18 protein-coding genes are annotated in these 18,015 nt (G+C 66.6%); 10 read left to right on the plus strand and 8 right to left on the minus strand.

What is annotated here, in order from left to right:
• Positions 1–43 precede the first annotated feature (43 nt).
• Entirely contained in the window at positions 44–904 is an 861-nt protein-coding gene (ku, locus tag ACVXZ4_RS03225) for a non-homologous end joining protein Ku (protein ID WP_461796798.1), read from the plus strand.
• 400 nt (positions 905–1,304) lie between these two features.
• Here ku and ACVXZ4_RS03230 read toward each other — a convergent pair whose 3' ends face one another.
• From ACVXZ4_RS03230 to ACVXZ4_RS03250, 5 genes are all read right to left on the minus strand, one after another.
• On the minus strand, positions 1,305–1,733 hold the full coding sequence (locus ACVXZ4_RS03230; RefSeq protein ID WP_461796799.1) for an Hsp20/alpha crystallin family protein: 429 nt from the start codon (positions 1,731–1,733) through the stop codon (positions 1,305–1,307).
• A 91-nt stretch (positions 1,734–1,824) separates the two neighbouring features.
• A complete protein-coding gene (locus tag ACVXZ4_RS03235; RefSeq protein ID WP_461796800.1) occupies positions 1,825–2,553 on the minus strand; it encodes a glycosyltransferase family 2 protein in 729 nt (242 codons plus the stop codon).
• On the minus strand, positions 2,550–3,896 hold the full coding sequence (locus ACVXZ4_RS03240; protein WP_461796801.1) for a PIG-L family deacetylase: 1,347 nt from the start codon (positions 3,894–3,896) through the stop codon (positions 2,550–2,552). Before ACVXZ4_RS03240 ends, ACVXZ4_RS03235 begins: the two co-directional genes overlap by 4 nt.
• The gene (locus ACVXZ4_RS03245; protein ID WP_461796802.1) at positions 3,893–4,978 is read right to left on the minus strand and encodes an acyl-CoA dehydrogenase; all 1,086 of its coding nucleotides are present in this window, start codon (positions 4,976–4,978) and stop codon (positions 3,893–3,895) included. The genes ACVXZ4_RS03240 and ACVXZ4_RS03245 overlap by 4 nt, the downstream gene beginning before the upstream one ends.
• Positions 4,979–5,003: 25 nt before the next feature.
• Positions 5,004–6,179 carry a zinc-dependent alcohol dehydrogenase gene (locus ACVXZ4_RS03250; RefSeq protein WP_461796803.1) on the minus strand — a complete coding sequence of 392 codons (1,176 nt, stop codon included), beginning with the start codon at positions 6,177–6,179 and terminating at the stop codon, positions 5,004–5,006.
• A 177-nt stretch (positions 6,180–6,356) separates the two neighbouring features.
• On the opposite strand from ACVXZ4_RS03250, the gene ACVXZ4_RS03255 reads away from it, so the two are divergent.
• Positions 6,357–7,010, plus strand: coding sequence for an HAD family hydrolase (locus ACVXZ4_RS03255; protein ID WP_461796804.1), 654 nt, complete (start codon positions 6,357–6,359; stop codon positions 7,008–7,010).
• 119 nt (positions 7,011–7,129) lie between these two features.
• A complete protein-coding gene (locus tag ACVXZ4_RS03260; RefSeq protein ID WP_461796805.1) occupies positions 7,130–7,615 on the plus strand; it encodes a pyridoxamine 5'-phosphate oxidase family protein in 486 nt (161 codons plus the stop codon).
• Positions 7,616–7,753: 138 nt separating this feature from the next.
• Here ACVXZ4_RS03260 and ACVXZ4_RS03265 read toward each other — a convergent pair whose 3' ends face one another.
• Together ACVXZ4_RS03265 and ACVXZ4_RS03270 are read right to left on the minus strand one after the other, a co-directional pair.
• Positions 7,754–8,134: a MarR family winged helix-turn-helix transcriptional regulator gene (locus tag ACVXZ4_RS03265; RefSeq protein ID WP_461796806.1), complete on the minus strand. Its 381-nt coding sequence runs from the start codon at positions 8,132–8,134 to the stop codon at positions 7,754–7,756.
• Between the two features lie 83 nt (positions 8,135–8,217).
• On the minus strand, positions 8,218–9,990 hold the full coding sequence (locus tag ACVXZ4_RS03270; protein ID WP_461796807.1) for an MFS transporter: 1,773 nt from the start codon (positions 9,988–9,990) through the stop codon (positions 8,218–8,220).
• 107 nt (positions 9,991–10,097) lie between these two features.
• Between ACVXZ4_RS03270 and ACVXZ4_RS03275 the strand changes: the two genes are divergently transcribed.
• The 7 genes from ACVXZ4_RS03275 to ACVXZ4_RS03305 all read left to right on the plus strand — a co-directional run bounded on the left by ACVXZ4_RS03275 (position 10,098) and on the right by ACVXZ4_RS03305 (position 17,500).
• Positions 10,098–10,496, plus strand: a complete 399-nt coding sequence (locus ACVXZ4_RS03275; protein ID WP_461796808.1) for a PPOX class F420-dependent oxidoreductase — start codon at positions 10,098–10,100, stop codon at positions 10,494–10,496.
• 380 nt (positions 10,497–10,876) lie between these two features.
• The gene (locus ACVXZ4_RS03280) at positions 10,877–11,794 is read left to right on the plus strand and encodes a hypothetical protein (RefSeq protein WP_461796809.1); all 918 of its coding nucleotides are present in this window, start codon (positions 10,877–10,879) and stop codon (positions 11,792–11,794) included.
• 22 nt (positions 11,795–11,816) lie between these two features.
• Positions 11,817–12,824: a Gfo/Idh/MocA family protein gene (locus ACVXZ4_RS03285; protein WP_461796810.1), complete on the plus strand. Its 1,008-nt coding sequence runs from the start codon at positions 11,817–11,819 to the stop codon at positions 12,822–12,824.
• Positions 12,825–12,843: 19 nt separating this feature from the next.
• On the plus strand, positions 12,844–14,625 hold the full coding sequence (gene dacB, locus ACVXZ4_RS03290) for a D-alanyl-D-alanine carboxypeptidase/D-alanyl-D-alanine endopeptidase (RefSeq protein ID WP_461796811.1): 1,782 nt from the start codon (positions 12,844–12,846) through the stop codon (positions 14,623–14,625).
• A gap of 4 nt (positions 14,626–14,629) precedes the next feature.
• Positions 14,630–15,232 (plus strand): isochorismatase family protein, encoded by a 603-nt coding sequence (locus tag ACVXZ4_RS03295; RefSeq protein WP_461796812.1) that lies wholly within the window; start codon positions 14,630–14,632, stop codon positions 15,230–15,232.
• 10 nt (positions 15,233–15,242) lie between these two features.
• Positions 15,243–16,715: an NAD-dependent succinate-semialdehyde dehydrogenase gene (locus ACVXZ4_RS03300; RefSeq protein WP_461796813.1), complete on the plus strand. Its 1,473-nt coding sequence runs from the start codon at positions 15,243–15,245 to the stop codon at positions 16,713–16,715.
• Positions 16,712–17,500 (plus strand): TrmH family RNA methyltransferase, encoded by a 789-nt coding sequence (locus tag ACVXZ4_RS03305; RefSeq protein WP_461796814.1) that lies wholly within the window; start codon positions 16,712–16,714, stop codon positions 17,498–17,500. Before ACVXZ4_RS03300 ends, ACVXZ4_RS03305 begins: the two co-directional genes overlap by 4 nt.
• Positions 17,501–17,504: 4 nt before the next feature.
• Here the strand turns inward: ACVXZ4_RS03305 and ACVXZ4_RS03310 are convergent, their stop codons facing one another.
• The gene (locus tag ACVXZ4_RS03310) at positions 17,505–17,894 is read right to left on the minus strand and encodes a DUF6855 family protein (RefSeq protein ID WP_461796815.1); all 390 of its coding nucleotides are present in this window, start codon (positions 17,892–17,894) and stop codon (positions 17,505–17,507) included.
• Positions 17,895–18,015: the final 121 nt, after the last annotated feature.

The raw sequence follows: 18,015 nt of genomic DNA on the forward strand, positions 1-18,015 counted from the left end.
GCCGGGGCTTACGTTGCCACGAGACCACGGGGATCATGACCGTATGAGATCTATTTGGAAGGGCGCGATCGCATTCGGGCTCGTGAATGTGCCGGTCAAGGTCTACAGCGCGACCGAAGACCACGACGTGCATCTGCACCAGGTGCACGACAAAGACGGAGGTCGGATCAAATACCAGCGCCGATGCGAGATCTGCGGCAAGATCGTCGACTTCGAGCACATCGACAAGGCCTTCGACGAGGACGGGACGACCGTCGTGCTCACAGAGGCGGACCTGCAGGAACTGCCCGAGGAGAAGAGCCGTGAGATCTCCGTCGTCGAGTTCGTGCCCTCAGATCAACTCGATCCGATCATGTTCGATCGCAGCTATTTCCTCGAGCCCGACGGTGCGTCGATCAAGGCCTACGTCCTGCTGCGTCGCACCCTCGAGGCGACCGAGCGCACGGCGATCGTGCACTTCGCCCTTCGGCAGAAGACGCGGCTCGGCGCCCTGCGGGTCCGCGGCGATGTGCTGATGCTCCAGTCCCTGTTGTGGGACGACGAGGTACGAGAGGCCAGCTTTCCGGCGTTGGACGGCTCGGTGCGGGTGTCGGCCAAGGAGCTCGAGATGTCCTCCGCGCTGGTGGACTCATTCGCTGCGGATTTCTCCCCGGAGAAGTTCACCGATGACTACCAGGCGCAGCTGCGCCAATTGATCGAGGCGAAGTTGCGGGCGGGCGACTCGATGAGCACCGAGGACACATTCGGCGAATCGGAGCCAGCGGACGAGGGAGCGGAAGTGCTCGACCTGATGACCGCGCTGAGGCAGAGTGTCGCAAAGAATCGTGCCGAGTCCGGGCATCCGCAAGCCAAGACCAGCGCGAAGAAGCGGTCCCGAACGCCTACCCGCAAGCGAAGCGCGTAGTTGCTCGCATTCGGACGCGCGAGCCCTGAACGAACAGAGGCGGCCCGGAAGAACCGGGCCGCCTCCGCAGTGTCGTTGTCGTTGAGAGGTCATTCAGAGGTGAGCTGCCACCGAAGGCGGAGAACGTTCCGAAGGCCAGGGAGTGGCCCATTCGCCCCACAAGGGCGCGATGTTCGTTTCACTCGCCATCGGCTGGGGCATCGGATGCGGTGGCAGCGGTTCCCGCGGGGGAGCATCAGTTTTCACTACTGGCGGCCGAACCTCCCGAATGAGTCTTTCGAACTCGAGGTCGACTAACTCCGGATCGGCGAGGATGATCCAGAGGAATCGCTCATCGACTGATTCCTCCACCGAAGCGACGGTGTCCGTCATCTCGTCTGCCCTGCCCGGCGCCGCTCGACTAGGCCGAGACCGACTTCTGTGCGGCCTCCGCACCCGACATGACCTGGATCTTGCGCGGTTTCACCTTCTCGCTCACCGGCAGGATCACGCTCAGCACGCCGTTGTCGTAGTGGGCGCTGATCTTTTCCGGATCGACACCTTCACCGAGGCTGAACTGTCGTAGGTACGACCCCGACGGGCGTTCGTGTGCCAGCCACTTGGCGCCGTCCGCCGATCCCGCGGTGCGCTGCGCGCGGAGGGTGAGCAACTGGCCGTCGACATCCACGTCTACCGAACCCGGATCGATACCCGGAAGGTCCGCACTCAGGATGTACCGATCGCCCTCCCGGTACAGGTCGACGGGCATGAACTTGGGGCCGGTTCGCCCTCCCACCAGCATTCCCGTGAGTCGATCCATTTCGCTGAAAGGATCAAAAGACATAGCCATAATGAGGATTCCCCTTTCGTATCGATGAGTCCGTGTGACTCGATAGCAATTTTTTACCACCTCGATTTCGAGGGTTCAATAGTCATTCCGCTCAAAATTCGCTGGGAATCGCCGCCTGTGCGCGATGGAGCAGAGAGCCATCGTGCAGGTACGAGCCGTAGCCCCCCGGCACCCTGTTCGCCTTCCGTCCCGAGGTCTCGACATCGATATCGAGCGAGCTGCACAGCGTGGCCGATATCCCGGAGAATCGTGCGACGAGTCCGACGTCTTCGTGCAACGGTTCCGAACCGAAGCCGCCCGCGAGCCGGTAGCTGCTCGCTCGAAAACCGAGGTTCGCACCGTGGACGTTCCCGGCGGGGCTCCGGCGCGAACGGAGTTTCTTCCACGCCTCGGCCAGGTTCTCGGCGAGGTCGGTCATCACCGGTGATACGGACCCGATCACGACATCCGCTCCCGCGTCGGCGAGGCGCACCTGCTCGACCAGCCACTCTGAAGGGACCACGGAATCCGCGTCGGTATTTGCAATCCAGATTCGGGTCGGGGCGACGCGCTCTCGCGCGAGCGCATGGTCTATGCCGGCAGAGCGTGCCACCCCCACGGATCCGGCATCGATCTCGACAGCCTCGACGAAGGTGAAGGATGACACGAGCTCAGCGGTGTCGTCACTGCATCTGTCGAGCACGACGACGACGCGAACAGAGGGCGCACCGTCGGCGCTCTGAAGGTGGTCGATTGCACTGCTGACCGAGCGAAGGCAGCGCCCGATAAGGGCAGACTCGTCCCGAGCCGGAATGACGACAACGACGGCCCCGATAGTCACGGGGTGAGACCTTCCTGCTGCGCGACCGAGATCGACTCGTCGCTGTAGATCTCGAGAAGGAAGTCGGCTTCCTCGTGCCGCACCGTTCGCGACAGCGTCGTACCGTTCTGCATGATCTCGTGCACTTCGTCGCCGAGCAGCGGATAGTCCGACACGGGATGACGCCAGTGGCAGAGCACCACAGTGCCTCCCGGCTCGAGACGGGACGCGATGCGGTCGAGCAGGGTGGTGAGGTCTCGCCGGGACAGGTAGTACCCCACTTCGCTGACCACAATGAGGTCGAATTCTCCCGGGGGGAAGTCGGTGGTCACGTCGAGCTCTGCGAAGGTCACGTTCGCTTTGTGGTGAAGTCGTTCGCGAGCGGTGGCGAGCGCCCCGGCGGCGAGATCCACGGCGAGAAGCGCATCACACCGGGGCGCCAGCTCGAGAGTGAGCATGCCGACCGAGCATCCGATCTCCAGGCCGCGCTGATAGCGGGAAGACGGGAGAGAGGAAACGGTGATGGACCGCTTGCGCGTTTCGTACCAGCGGGAGGCGAGGCGCCACGGGTCGGCGTTCCCGGCGTAGAGCGCGTCGAAATACGCAGCATCGATGGAGAGCCGCCGCGAGTCGAAGAAGAACTCGGTGGTGCGCCGGAAATGCGGAAGGAAGTCCGGGCGGAGCACGGGATCCCGGTCGGCGGTCGGCTCGATCTGGGAGCGGAATTCCGCGATGGCGCGGAGCTTTCGAGAGTGCGCGTCGGCAGAAAGTTCTACCCCCACCATCCACTGCCAGGGGATGGCCTGTGATTCGGGCGTTCCCCAATGCCACATCCAGATCGGATACTCGACGAAATCCAGGCCGACCGCTGAGGCGATCTCCGCCGCGGTCTCTCCCACGATCCGGTGATCCCGATGCCCGTCCCCTCGCCACGGCACGACAGCAATGGCCCCGGCGGGCGCGCTGTCCAGGTGAGGGTGGAGAAGGTCGAGAAGCCGCTCACGGCTTTCGCGGGTCTTCCCGTCGGCAAGCTCGAGCAGCACGATGGTCGCCGAGGGATTGAGAATGTGGAGCGCGCGCCGAAGCTCCGTCGCGCGGGTCTGGCGGAGGCCGGCGGATTCCTCGAGAGACGATCCCGGATGCGAGGCGGCCCCGTCGGTGGCGACGATCACGGTGACCGGAATGTGCTGTTCGCCCGCCAGTGCGATGAGTCCGCCGACGCCAAGAGTCTCGTCGTCGGGGTGCGCGGCGACCACGACGATGGCCGGCACGCCCGAGAGCTCGAGGAAGCCGAGCGACCGAAGGCGTTCATCGCTGCTCCAGGTCGCCGCATCGGTTCCGGACACGGCCGCGTCGAAGGTCACCACGGCGCTGTGCCGTCGGCGAGAAGCGCGGAGCCGAGGGAGGCCTGATCCCGTTCGGCGTGGTGCTGTCTCACGTACAGCTGCAGGTCCGCGACCCGCTTCGCGTGTACCGGGTCGAGCGCGAGGGGGGCGGGACCGAGCGCGTGGCCGGATCGCGTCAGGATCTCTTCGCAGGCCCGAGCAACCGTCGCGCGCACGCGTTTGGCGACGACGGATGCGGTTTCCCGCGACGGTATGGCCGGGTCATCCACAATCAGGGCGGCGTCGTTCAGGGCCAGGCGAGCGCTCTGCAGCACTTCATCCACGGCGCCGAGGTGGGCTAGTTGGAGCGGACTGGGATTGCGGCCGGCAAGGGCATCGAACAGCGACCGTGCGACACCGACGGCGCCACCGAACCAACAGGCTGCGACTCCGATGCCTCCCCAGGAGAACCCGACGCGCTCGAGGTACCACCCGGCGGGCCCAACCGGTTCGGCCGCGACCGCGGAGAAGTGCACCGGTCCGCTGGGGATCTCCGAAAGTCCACGCGCATGCCACGCTCCGGGTTCCACCCTCACTCCCGGGTGATGGAGATCGACCGCGAACAGCCGGCGCGAGCCGTCCGGGCTCGAAGCGGTGACGAGCGCCCGGTCGAGCCTGTCGGCCAGTGAACACCAGGGCTTCGTGCCCTGCACCGACCAGCCGAAGTCGGTGGGAGTCGATCGGAGTGGGTCTGGCGCCCCCTCGGCTGCGAACACGCCCCAGGTCGCGGCGCACTCGAAGGGGATATCGAACCCGCTCTGCTTCGCGTCCTCGAGGATCGACAGGGCGTCAAGGTGGGGCTCGACGGCTCTGGCCGCTCCGAGATCCGCGCAGGCGAGCGTCGCAAGCAATTCCCAGCGTTCGCGAGTGCCGTGGCTCCCTGCCGGAGTGACTGGGGATCCGTGCGACCGGGCGAAGTCGAGGGCCGCGGCCACCGTCACCGGAGCATCGATCAGGCCGTCGCCGGGGAGTGCGCCGAACGAGACGCGGCGAATGGAGACGCGCTCGAGAACGCCGATCGGCTCACGATCACCGGGGTCGATGGCGGAGTCGGAACGCATCAGCAAGTCTTCCCTGGAGTCCGGGTCATGGCCTGAGCACGACCTTGATGCAGCCGTCTTCTTTCTTCTGAAAGGTCTCGTACATTTCAGGCGCGCGGTCGAGAGGCACGGAGTGAGTGACGAGATCGGTCACGCCGAGCGGATCGGACGGGTCTTCGACCAGGGGCACGAGGTCATCGATCCAATTACGCACATTGCACTGGCCCATGCGCAGTGTCAGGTTCTTGTCGAACATCGATTTCATCGGCAACGGATCCGCCTCCCCTCCGTAGACTCCGCTCAATGAAACGGTGCCTCCCCGCCGCACGAGGTCGAGGGCGGGGTGAAGGGCGGTGAGCCGGTCGACGCCGATGGTGTTCATCGCGGCCCGTGCGATCGGCCCGGGAAGGATGCCGGTGACGGCCTGCGCGAACGCGGTCGTTCCGGCGCCATGGGCTTCCATGCCGACGGCATCCACGACAGAGTCCGGTCCGCGACCAGAGGTGAGTTCCCTCACCTCGGCGAGCACATCGTCGGTGAGGTCGAAGGTCGCAATGCCGTGCCTTTCGGCCATCGCGCGACGCTCCGGGACGGGATCGATCGCCATCACCTCATAGCCGAGGTGGGCCCCGACACGAGTGGCGAACTGCCCGACCGGGCCGAGCCCGAAGACGGCGAGGGTCCCGCCGTCCGGCACGTCGGCATACTTCACGCCCTGCCAGGCCGTCGGCAGGATGTCGCTGAGGAAGAGATACCGCTCGTCGGGGAGTTCATGGCCGACCTTCACCGCGTTGTAGTCGGCGAGTGGTACTCGCAGAAATTCCGCCTGACCGCCGGGAACCTGCCCGTAGAGCTTGGTATAGCCGAAGAGGGCCGCCCCGGATCCCTGCTCTCTCACCTGAGTCGTTTCGCACTGGGACTGCATGCCCCTCAGGCACATGAAGCACCGGCCGCAGGCGATCGTGAATGTGACGACCACTCGATCACCCACCGCAAGCGTCGTAACGCCGCTTCCCACTTCTTCGACGATCCCCATCGACTCGTGGCCGAGGATATCTCCCGCGTCGAGAAAGGGTCCGAACAGTTCGTAGAGGTGCAGGTCGGATCCGCAGATCGCCGTCGAGGTGATGCGGACTATCGCGTCCGTCGGGTGTTCGATGACGGGGTCGGGAACTTCTTCCACCGACACCGATCGCTTGCCCTGATAGGTCAACGCTTTCATGAATCGTCCTCCCGGATTCCGCTCACTCTCGTGCCACGAAAAGTACGCGGTGAATCGATCTCGCACAGGGGGTTGACCTCGGGCCGCGTTTCGGGACCTACACCCCGCAATTGCTCTGTCTACTGCTGGCGTGCCCCAACCGGAGGGCCTACCGTGCGGTGTGATGAAGGAGATCGCATGACTACTCGCGCTGTTCTGTTCGACGTCGATGGCACCCTGGTCGACTCGAATTACCTGCACGTCGAAGCATGGTCACGAGCGTTCGCGCAACTCGGGCACCCGGTCGATGCCTGGCGGATTCACGCGGCGATGGGCATGGATTCCTCTCTGTTATTGACCCAGTTCCTCGGGGACGATGGCGGCGAATCGAGCGATCGCGCACAGAAGCTGCACAGCACCTTCTACGCTGAGACGGCGCGAGAGCTCCGACCCCTCAGTGGGGCGCGGGAGCTCATCGCGGAGGTCGCTCGCCGCGGACACATCGCGGTTCTCGCCACCTCGGCGCCGGAAGACGAACTGGCGACCCTGCGCAGAGTGTTGCAGGTCGAGGAGTTCATTTCGACGGCGACGTCATCGGAAGATGTCGAGGTCGCGAAACCCGAACCGGACATCGTGCGTGTCGCCCTGGAGAGGGCCGGAGTGGACGCCGGCGAGGCCGTCTTCGTCGGTGACTCCCGCTGGGACGTCGAGGCCGCGGCGCGAGCCGCGGTGAGATGCGTGGGGCTCAGATCTGGCGGCACCGGTGCACTCGAACTGTTCAATGCCGGGGCCTTCTTCGTCTGGGACGACCCTGCCGAGCTCCTCGCGCACTACAGCGAGACCTTCGAGTGATGTACCCGTCCGGCCACCCGTCGGACGCACGTCGCTAGGCCGTCCCCCCGGAGTCCGCAAGCCCTAGAAACAGGTCTCCGCTGCGCGCAGGCTTAACAGATGAACGGAAAGGACGAACAATGACCGACGCACCCGCTGACGTATCAAAACTGACGGAACTCATCGAAGGCATCCGTTTTTCCATGCTCACGACGGTCGATGATCTGGGCAAACTGGTGGCCCGGCCGATGACCCTGCAGCGCACCGAAGCCAACGGCGACCTGTGGTTCCTTGCCTCCCGCGAGTCAACGGCGGTGGCCCAGCTCGGCGTCAACCCGAGCGCCGGAGTGACGTTGTCCTCCGGCGACACCTGGATCTCGGTCGCGGGCACGGGGGAGATGGTGGATGATTCCGCGAAGGTGAAGGAGTTCTGGAACCCCTGGGTCGAGGCCTGGTTCCCGGAGGGTCCCGACGATCCGAACGTCGTGCTCATCAAGCTCACGAGCGACAGCGCCGAATACTGGGACACCCCCGGCGGCCGGGTCGCGACCATCATCAGCCTGATCAAGTCGAAAGTGACCGGAGAGAGCTATGACGGTGGCGAGAACGCGAAGGTCGAGCTGTAGGGCGGGTGGATGCCCGGCTCAGGCATTGTGCGCCCGAAAGTCGTGCGGCCGGGGAACTCTGCGCCCGAAAGTCGTCTGCGCGGGCGGGTGATCGGCCGCGGAGTGCACGAATGGCAGCGGAGTCGCGGGGAGACTCGGTCAGCGCGGTTCGATCAGCCGCTCGAGAGCCGGGAGCGCTGCCTCGATGGCGGCGACCTCGGCGGGCGTGAGGGGCTCGAGCAGCTCGGCCACGATCTCCTGGCGCACCCGGCGCGCGCCCTGCACGGCTTCGAGTCCGGCATCCGTCACCTGGATGAGCGAGGCGCGGCCATCGGCGGGATCGGTGGTGCGAGAGACGAGCTTCTTCGCCTCGAGCTCCGCCACGAGGCGCGTGATGCTCGGAGCCGAGACGAGCTCGATCTGGGCCAGGTCGGCGAGGCGCAGGGGTCCTTGTTTGGCCACGGTCACCAGGGCCGACAGCAGGCTGTGACTGAGTCCGCCGCGCGCCACCCGGAGGCGACGCGTGAGCTGGCCGATCACGAAAGCGAGTCGCCCCGCGGAGTCGGTGAGTAGTCGATCGATGGTGCCACTCTCCCTTTCGCGACCGGCAGGCGCGTAGTGCGCTAGACGTTGCTCATCGTAGCGGCGGCTCCCTGCGGGAGCTCTTCACGAACCGGCTCCTCCTCGACGTGGATGTACTTGCCCCCGGCGGTGAGCGACGCGATCGCCCCGATGACTGACATCGCGGCGGCGGCGATGAAGACGATCACGAGCCCGGCGTGGAACGGATCAGCGATCAACTGCGGGAAGAAGGTCTTGCCGGTGAGCGCTGCGGCGTTGGAGGACGACAGCGACTTGAGCACGCCGGTCGGCCCGAGGATCGACTCGATCGGGTTGTAGCCGAGGAAGGCCGCGAAGAGGCTGCCGACCGGCGGAGTCGCCGCCACCTGGTTGGCGACGGTCGCGCCGACCCCGTGGGCGGTCAGGCCCGAGCGGAGGGCGTTCGGGAGCGTCGTGGCGAGCCCGGCGATCATCAGCGAGAAGAAGATGCCGATCGAGAGCGAGTTGCCGGCGTTCTGGAAAGTGCCGGTCATACCGGATGCCGCGCCGCGCTGGTTCGCCGGCACGCTGTTCATGATCGCGGTGCGATTCGGGGCGGCGAACAGGCCGGATCCCACGCCGTTCAGGAAGGTGATGACGGCGAACAGCCAGTACGGGAAGTTCACCGGGATCAGCAGCAGCGCGATGAAGGTGGCAGCGACGAGCAACAGCCCACCGGTCGCGAAGGCGCGGGCACCGAAGCGGTCGGACAGTGAGCCGGAGACCGGGCCGGAGACGAGGAACCCGATGGTGAGCGGCAACAGGTAGATGCCTGCCCACAGGGGCGTGCTCTCGTAGGAATAGCCGTGGAGCGGCAGCCAGATGCCCTGCAGCCAGATGATCAGCATGAATTGAAGGCCACCGCGGCTGATCGAGGCGAGCAGGCCGGCGAAGTTGCCCCAGGCGAAGGCACGGATGCGGAACAGCCGCATGTTGAACATCGGGTCCTTGGTGTGCAGCTCGAGGAAGACGAACCCCACGAGGAACGCGATGCCGCCGATGATGCCGGTGAGCACCCACGGGTTGAGCCACCCGGTGGACGAGTCGCCGTACGGCTGGATGCCGTAGGTGATCCCCGTGAGCAGCGAGATGAGACCGATGGCGAAGACGATATTGCCCGGCCAGTCGACTGTGCCAGTGGCGCGGGTACCAACCTCGTGCAGCGACTTGTACGACCAGATCGTGCCGAGGATGCCGAAGGGCACGCTCACGATGAAGACCGCATGCCAGTCCAGCTCGGCGAGCACCCCGCCGACGATGAGCCCGAGGAAGGTGCCAGCGATGCCGGCGACCTGGTTGATGCCGAGCGCGAAGCCGCGGCGTTCGATCGGGAAGGCGTCGGTGAGGATCGCGGTGGAGTTGGCGAAGAGCATCGAGCCCCCGACGGCCTGCACCACGCGCCATCCGATCAGCCAGAGCGCGCCCTGCCCGCCGGTGAAGGGGTCGAAGACGAGGAAGATCGCCGAGATGGTGAAGATGACGAAGCCTAGGTTGTAGATCTTCACCCGGCCGTACAGATCGCCGAGGCGCCCGAAGCTCACGACGAGGACGGCGGTCACGAGGATGTAGCCGGTGAGCATCCAGAGCAGGTAACTCACGTTGCCGGGCTCGAGCGGGTTGAGCTTGATGCCGGTGAAGATGGCGGGGAGCGAGATCAGCACGATCGACCCGTTGATTGTGGCCATCAGGATGCCGAGCGTCGTGTTGCTCAGCGCGATCCACTTGTAGTGCGGGTGATCCTTATTGAACATCCCGGATCGGGTCTTTACGGTCTTCTGCTCCACGATTGCCTCCATGCTCGGGCCTCGTCGTTGAGCGCCACTCCGCTTTCCACTACTTAGTTACTTGTTGTAAACTAACTATACGCCCGTCGACACGGGTCTCGGATCGATACGCTGGCGGGATGACATCCCCCAGCGCCTTCTCCGCGATCGGAGACGAACACTTCGTCTCGCTCACGACGTTCCGCAAGTCGGGTGAAGCGGTGTCGACGCCGGTGTGGATCGCGCGAGACGGCGACGACCTGGTGGTGACGACGCCCGAGATGAGCGGAAAGGTCAAGCGCCTTCGAAACAGTCCGCGTGTGGAGCTGCGTCCCTGCGATCGCATGGGCAAGGTGAAGGAGGGCGCCCCGCTGGTCGCCGGACACGCGGTGATCGAGTCGGGCGACGACGTGACCGCGAGGCTGAACGACATCTTCCTGGCCAAATTCAGGGCCGAATACCGCATCTTCATGTTCATCGAGCGCCTGGGCAAGCACGGCACGAAGGATCGCGTGCAGCTGCGAATCACCCCGGCCTGAGTCGCCATCACCGGGTCGAGACAAAAAAGGGGGGTCCGGCACAGTAACCACACGATGCCGGACCCCGGCGAAGCCCGACGGATCAGGGTCGGGGCGCCTCACTGAAAAGTACGCCCGCTGGTCGGTCTCCGGATTTCTTTGAGCATTTTCAAAGGTTTCCGTCGCCGGCACGACGACGGAGACATCCCCCGGACAGGGGGAGAAACGGGCATTCTGTCCCCTCGACGCGGGGAAATGTAAGGAGCGAAACGCCCCCACTTCGGGGGCGAATTTCGAGCACGACTCCCGTATTCGCTTGTGATGCTCCGATGCGGGGCCTACCGTTGGCGTTAGGTACGGCAACGGGATGTCGGCCTCACAGGGGTTCGGGGGAATCTGTAATGAAGCGGTTCGCACTTCTCACGACGGTTCTCACCGCCGTGCTCACACTCGTGCTTCCTTTCGTCGGCGGTGGCGGACCCTCGCTCACCGGCAGCGTCACCTCAGCGTCAGCGGCCGGTTCCACTGCGCCGGTCTTCGCCTCTTCCCTCGTCGCTCCCGTCGCATCCATCCCCGCGCCGACCACCATCGTCAACGAGGTGCTGCTCGCGAAGTCCAAGGCCGCGACCGCCGCCTACCTCGCCTCCGACACCGAACACCTCGGCCAGAAACCCGTTCCGATCCCCGTGGTCGTCGCACCACCGGCGGCAGCGCCCTCTGCTGCCGGCCACCGCAGCGGTGGCTCGGGCGGTGCCGGCGTGAGCACCGCCACCCGTCGCGCAGCGGCCGCGGCAGCCGGGGTATCGTGCCCCGCCGCCGGCGGTGGCGGCGGAAGCGCCCCCGGTGGCAGCGAGTCGGGCATCGGGGGAACGACGAGCGGCGACATCCAGTCGTTCTCGGCCACGCTCAATGCGATCCGTGCGGCCAACTGCCTCCAGCCCATCGCCGCGGGTAACTTCCGCTACGACTCCTGCATGGAGCAGAGGCTGTACTGGATGGCGGAAGACCCGAGCACCAACCCCGGCAACACCTGGGGCCACTCCGGGGTGAGGAGCCTCGCTCCCGATGCAAACGGCGTCTACTACTCGGATGCCGTGCCGGCCAAGGGCTGCGACGGCAACCTCGCGGGCGGTTCGGGCAACAGCGGCGCGACCGTCGCCCAGAAGTGGTGGGACTCGCTTGCCCACCGTGCCTCGCTCTACCGCCCCTCGGTCGGCAGCACCGCCGGCGTCTGCATCTACTTCGCGATGACCCATGGCGGGGTGCCGGGTGAGAGTTCCGGATTCACCCGGGCCGCGGCTCGCTGGGGCGGATGCTGAAGCCCTGCTAGATTCTCGTCTCATGAGCTCCGCTGAGACGACTGACCAGACCACCCCTGTGCGCTGGGGCATCCTCGGCACCGGCTTCATCGCCCACACCCAGGCCGCCGATCTCGTGGCCTGCGGGTTCACGGTGGCGGCGGTCGGTTCCCGGTCCCAGCGAACAGCGGATGCCTTCGCGGCCGAGTTCGGCATCCCCACGGCCCATGGCAGCTACGAGGCCCTCGTGGCCGATCCGGCGGTGGATGCGATCTACATCTCGACGCCGCATCCGTTCCATGCCGAGAACGCGCTGCTCGCACTCCGGGCGGGCAAGCACGTGCTCATCGAGAAGGCGTTCACCCTCACCGCTGCCCAGGCTCTCGAGGTGGTGGAAGCCGGCGAAGCCGCCGGACTCGTCGTCATGGAAGCGATGTGGACCCGCTTCCTTCCGCACATGCTGCGCATCCGCGAGATCATCGCAGCAGGCACGATCGGCGACGCGCGCACCCTTATCGCCGACCACAACCAGAACCTTCCGAAGGACCCGGAGCATCGCCTCAACAACCCGGCGCTCGGCGGCGGGGCGCTTCTCGACCTCGGCATCTACCCGGTGTCCTTCGCGTTCGACCTGTTCGGCACGCCGGAGACGGTGCGGGCGATCGCCGCGAAGACGGCAACCGGGGTCGACCGGCAGACCGCGATCCTGCTCGGATTCGAAGGTGGCCGCCAGGCCGTGCTCCATTCGGCTCTCGACACCAAGGGGCCGAACACCGCGGCGATCCTCGGTACGGCCGGACGCATCCAGGTGGACGCCGTCTGGTACTCGCCCACCACCTTCACCGTGTTCGACGAGAACGACACGGTCGTCGAGCGATTCGAGAACACCGTGTCTCACCGAGGCATGCAGTTCCAGTCCTGGGAGTTCGAGCGCCGCATCCGGGAGGGCGACTCCGCCCCGGCCATCCTCCCGGCTCGCGAGAGCCTTCGGATTATGGAAACCCTCGACGCCGTTCGGGCCCAGATCGGCCTTTCGTACCCCGGCGAATAGGCGCGGTTATCATGGGGGAGTGAGTGACCCGCAGGATCCGCAGGCCGCAGAGCCCCCGATCGAGCCCCTGAACCCGTCTCCGGCGATGCCGCCGAGCCCGCTCCCATCGGCGCCGCCCACCCAGCCCCTCACCCGGCGCGAGGCGCGCGAACGGGCGCAATCCGGGGAGATACCGGAGGTCCCGGCCGCGGCGCCGCCTGCCGAGTCCACCACGGTGTTGTCGTCCTCGGAGCCCACGACGGTGCTCCCCTCTTCCGAGCCCACGACGGTGCTGTCGTCCTCGGAGCCCACCGTGGCGCTGCCGTCGGCACCCTTCTTCCCGCTCGCGGCGGAGGAGACCACGGTGCTCGCGACGAGCCCGGTCGCCGCCGGTGCCAGCACGTCGGCCGCGGCTCGCGGGGGTATCTTCGCCTTGATCGCGAAGCATCCGAATGCCTGGTTGTTCTCCGCCCTCGGCGTCGTCTTCGCCCTGCTCGCCACCGGATCGATCGTCGCGGGTGTCGCCGTCGGATCGTCGACGGCGGATGCGTCCGCGCCGGGTACTGCGGCGGGCCCGAGTGCGACGCCCACCCCCACCCCGACCCGGCCGGTGCCCGCAGTGATCGCCGCCGCGACCCGCCTGCGTACCTGCTCCGTCACCGCGCCGGCGTCCGATCCCAACCTGCTCACCTTCCAGGCCAGCGTGATCAACACCACTACCGGCGAGGTGCTGTTCGATCGCAACGGCGCGACGCCCTCGCGCACGGCGAGCGTGCTGAAGACGCTCACCGCCGCGGCGGCGCTCAACGTGCTCGGTCCCGACTATCAGATCTCCACGAAGGTCTATGCGGGCGCGACGCCTGGCACTGTCGTGCTCGTCGGTGGCGGGGACCCAACGCTGAGCGCCCTGCCGTCAGGCCAGGAGAGCGTGTATCGGGGCGCACCGAAGCTCAGCGATCTCGCCGCCCAGGCGCAGGCGAAGAGCTCCGTGCCCATCACGGACATCGTGCTCGATTCGAGCTACTGGGATCCCAACGACAACTGGGACCCCAGCTGGGAGCGAAGCGAGCAGTCCGAGGGCTACCAGCCCGAGGTGACTGCCCTCACCGTCGACGGCGGCCGGGCCAATCCGAAGGCGCAGGACAGCCCCCGCAGCAGCGATCCGATCGCGGATGCGGGAGCCGCCTTCGCCGCGGACCTCGGAATCTCCGGGGCCGAGCACATCACCACCGGCACCGCACCGAGCGGCGCTGCGCTGCTCGGAGAGGTGAAGTCACAACCGGTGCGTGCTCTGGTGTCGTACATGCTGCCGGTGTCGGACAACACCCTCGGCGAGTACCTCGCGCGCCAGACCTCGAAGGTGGCCGGCAACAACGGGTCATCGGCTTCGCTCGCGCAGGTGATCCCGGCGGCTCTCACCAAATACGGGCTCACGACCACCGGCGTCGCCATCCGCGACGGGTCGGGCCTCAGCAACAACAACGCCGTTCCCGCCACCTTCGTCGCGCAGCTCATGGCGAAGGTCGCCGCGGGGCAGCAGAACCTCAACATCATCTACGACGCGCTGCCGATCTCCGGCAAGTCCGGCACGCTCGCGAGTCGGTTCACCGGAGCGAACGCCGTCGCGCGCGGGGCCGTCAATGCGAAGACCGGCTGGATCAAGACCGAGTACGCCCTCGCGGGGGTGGTGCACGCCTCGGACGGCACGACGCTCTCGTTCGCCTTCTATGCCCTCGGGGCCATCAACAGCCGCACGATCCCGGCGCTCGACACCATCACCACAGCCGTATTCAAGTGCGGCAACAACCTGTCGAACAACTGATGCCATGAGCCGCGCCCTGTTCATCATCGACGTACAGAACGACTTCACCGAGGGCGGTGCGCTCGGTGTCGACGGGGGTGCCGCTGTCGCCGCGGGCATCACGGCCTACCTTGCGCGGCATCCGCATCGCTACGACCAGGTGTTCGCCTCTCGCGACTGGCACGACGCCGAGGGTGACAACGGCGGTCATTTCGCGCGGGGACACTCGGGCGCAGCGGATGCCCCGGACTTCGTGACCACCTGGCCGGTGCACTGCGTGGCCGGTACGACCGGAGCCGACTACCACCCGGCGTTGGATACCACGGCGGTGACCGTCGGCGTGCGGAAGGGGCAGGGTCGTCCGGCCTACTCGATCTTCGAGGGCGTGACGGATGATGGCGAGCCACTGCCGCAGAAACTGGACGAACTCGGGGTCGACGAGATCGACGTCGTGGGCATCGCGACGGACTATTGCGTGCTTGCATCCGCCCTCGACGCGGTGGCGACCGGGCGCACGGTGCGGGTGCTCGACGACCTGGTCGCCGGGGTTGCGGCGGCATCGAGCATCCTCGCTCTCGAACGTCTCGCCGCCGCCGGAGTGTGGGTCGAAAGCTCCTCGCAAAACTAGACTGGGTCGCATGAGTGCGATCTCCGAATCCGAACTGCTTGCCCAGGTGCCCGACCGGCTTTTCATCGGGGGAGAGTGGGTCGAATCCACCTCGGGCCGCGCGATCGAGGTGGTGGATCCGTCGACGGGTCTGGTGATCAAGACCATCGCGGACGCCTCGGTCGCGGACGGCGCCCTTGCCATGGATGCCGCGGCCGCGGCCCAGGAATCCTGGGGTACGACGGCGCCACGGGTGCGCGGGGAGATCCTGCGCGGAGCATTCGATCTGCTGCAGGAACGGGCCGACGAATTCGCGCTGCTGATGACACTCGAGATGGGTAAGCCCCTCGCCGAGGCGCGCGGGGAGGTGACCTATGGCGGCGAGTTCCTTCGCTGGTTCAGCGAGGAGGCCGTGCGCATTGCTGGACACTACGGAGCGAACCCCGAGGGCACCGGCCGTATGTTCGTCACGCGGTTTCCGGTGGGGCCGTCATTCCTCATCACGCCGTGGAACTTCCCGCTGGCGATGGCGACTCGCAAGATCGCCCCGGCGATCGCCGCCGGTTGTACGGCCGTCGTGAAGCCCGCGGAACTCACTCCCCTCACGACCCTCTATTTCGCGAAACTGCTCGAGGAGGTCGGCCTGCCGAAGGGCGTGCTCAACATCATCACTACCTCCACCTCCGGTGAGGTCTCCGCGCCGATCATCGCCGATCCCCGCCTGCGCAAGCTCAGCTTCACGGGATCGACTCCGGTGGGTGTGCGCCTCCTCAAGCAGGCCGCCGACAACGTGTTGCGCACGTCGATGGAGTTGGGCGGCAATGCGCCATTCCTGGTGTTCGAGGATGCCGATCTCGATGCCGCGGTCGACGGCGCGATGATCGCCAAGTTCCGTAACATCGGCCAGGCCTGCACGGCGGCGAATCGTTTCATCGTGCACGAGAGCGTTGCGGAGGACTTCGCCGCTCGGGTGACCGCCCGTGTCAATGCCCTGACAATCGGACGAGGCACCGAGGCCGGAGTGTCGGTCGGGCCGCTCATCAATGCGGCCGCGGTGACTAAAGCCGACGACCTGGTGAAGGACGCGGTTGCCCGCGGCGCGCGGGTGCTGACAGGCGGAACCGCCGTCGACCGCGACGGCACCTTCTATGCCCCGACGGTGATCACCGGCGTGACGCCCGGCAGCGACATCCTGCACGAAGAGATTTTCGGGCCGGTGCTGTCCATCACCACCTTCACCGACGAGGCCGACGCCGTAGCCCAAGCAAACGACACCCAGTACGGCCTCGTGAGCTACGCCTTCACGCGCGACCTCGCCCGCGGACTCCGGCTCATCGACAGCATCCAGACCGGCATGATGGGTCTCAACGTGGGAGTCGTCTCGAACGCGGCGGCCCCGTTTGGCGGAGTCAAGCAGTCCGGACTCGGGCGGGAGGGTGGCACCGTCGGCATCGACGAGTACCTCGAGACGAAGTACGTGCTCGCGCCGAACACCGTCGCGTGACCGTCGTCGAGATCGCCGATCTCTCTGATCCGCGGCTCGCCGACTACTCGCACCAGACGGATGTCGCGCTCAAGAAGGCCCGAGGCACCGAGCACGGTCTCTACCTCGCCGAGTCCGCGCTCGTGCTGCAGCGGGCGCTCGCTGCCGGGCATCGACCGCGCTCGGTCCTCGCCCTCGGCAATACCGTGGACGAGGCGCTCGCGCTGGTGGGCGACGACGTGCCGGTCTTCTCCGGCCCGGGCGAGTTGCTCGAAGAACTCACCGGATACCTGCTGCACCGTGGCCTCATCGCGGCGATGAACCGACCGGAACTGCCGAGTGCGGCATCCCTTCTGGAGGGTGCCCGCCGGGTGATCATCCTCGAGAACGTGGCGGATCCCACCAACGTCGGGGCCATCTTCCGATCGGTCGCCGCCATCGGAGCGGACGCGGTGTTCGTGACCCCGCGCTGCTCCGACCCGTTCTACCGGCGCGCCATCCGGGTGTCGATGGGCACGGTGCTTCAGGTTCCGTGGACGCGTCTCGGAGACTGGCCATCCACGCGACAGCTGCTCGCCGCATCCGGCTTCCAGGTCGCGGCGCTGGCGCTGAGTGCAGACGCGGTGAGTCTGCGGGAATTCGTCGCGCCGGAGCGACTGGCGCTCGTGCTCGGCGCCGAAGGAGAGGGACTGACTGCCGAGGCGCTCGCGGCCGCGGACACGGTCGTGCAGATCCCGATGGCGCACGGGATCGACTCGCTCAACGTGGCGGCCACGGCGGCCGTGGCGATGTGGGCGCTCGCCTGATCGGTTAGAGCGCTCGCATGCGGTTGTTGCGCGGGTCGTGGGTGAGCTCGGCGCGCCCGAGCTGTTCGAGCAGCGGGGGGAGGTACATCCCGAACCGGCCGCGGTAGCCCTTGCGCAGGCCGTACCAGCCGCCGACCGGGTTCGCCTCTGAGCGCCCCCAGGCCTCAACGGTTCCCTCGGCGGGAGCCTTCGACTCGTCGGCGGCACCGAGGTCGACCCAGTCGCCCTGTTCGGTGAGCCAGGCGCGCAGGTCGTCGATCGCCCGGGACTGGTACTTCAGGGTTGTCGACCCCACCTGGCAGACGAGCTCTTCGCCCTCGACGAACATCGTGTACTGGGATGATCCGGGTGCCGTGGTCAACTGCCACGGGTCGTCCTTGGTGCCTGCGGCCATCGTCGGCTCCTCTTCTCAGCACAGGTTAGTCCGCTGCGCCCGCGAGTGACACACCCTCTTTCGCGTGAGCGCGTCCTCTGCGCCGCGGAGTGACACCCGCGCCGAGACTTTTGGGTGCGAG

It is taken from the genome of Lacisediminihabitans sp. FW035 (assembly GCF_054880895.1).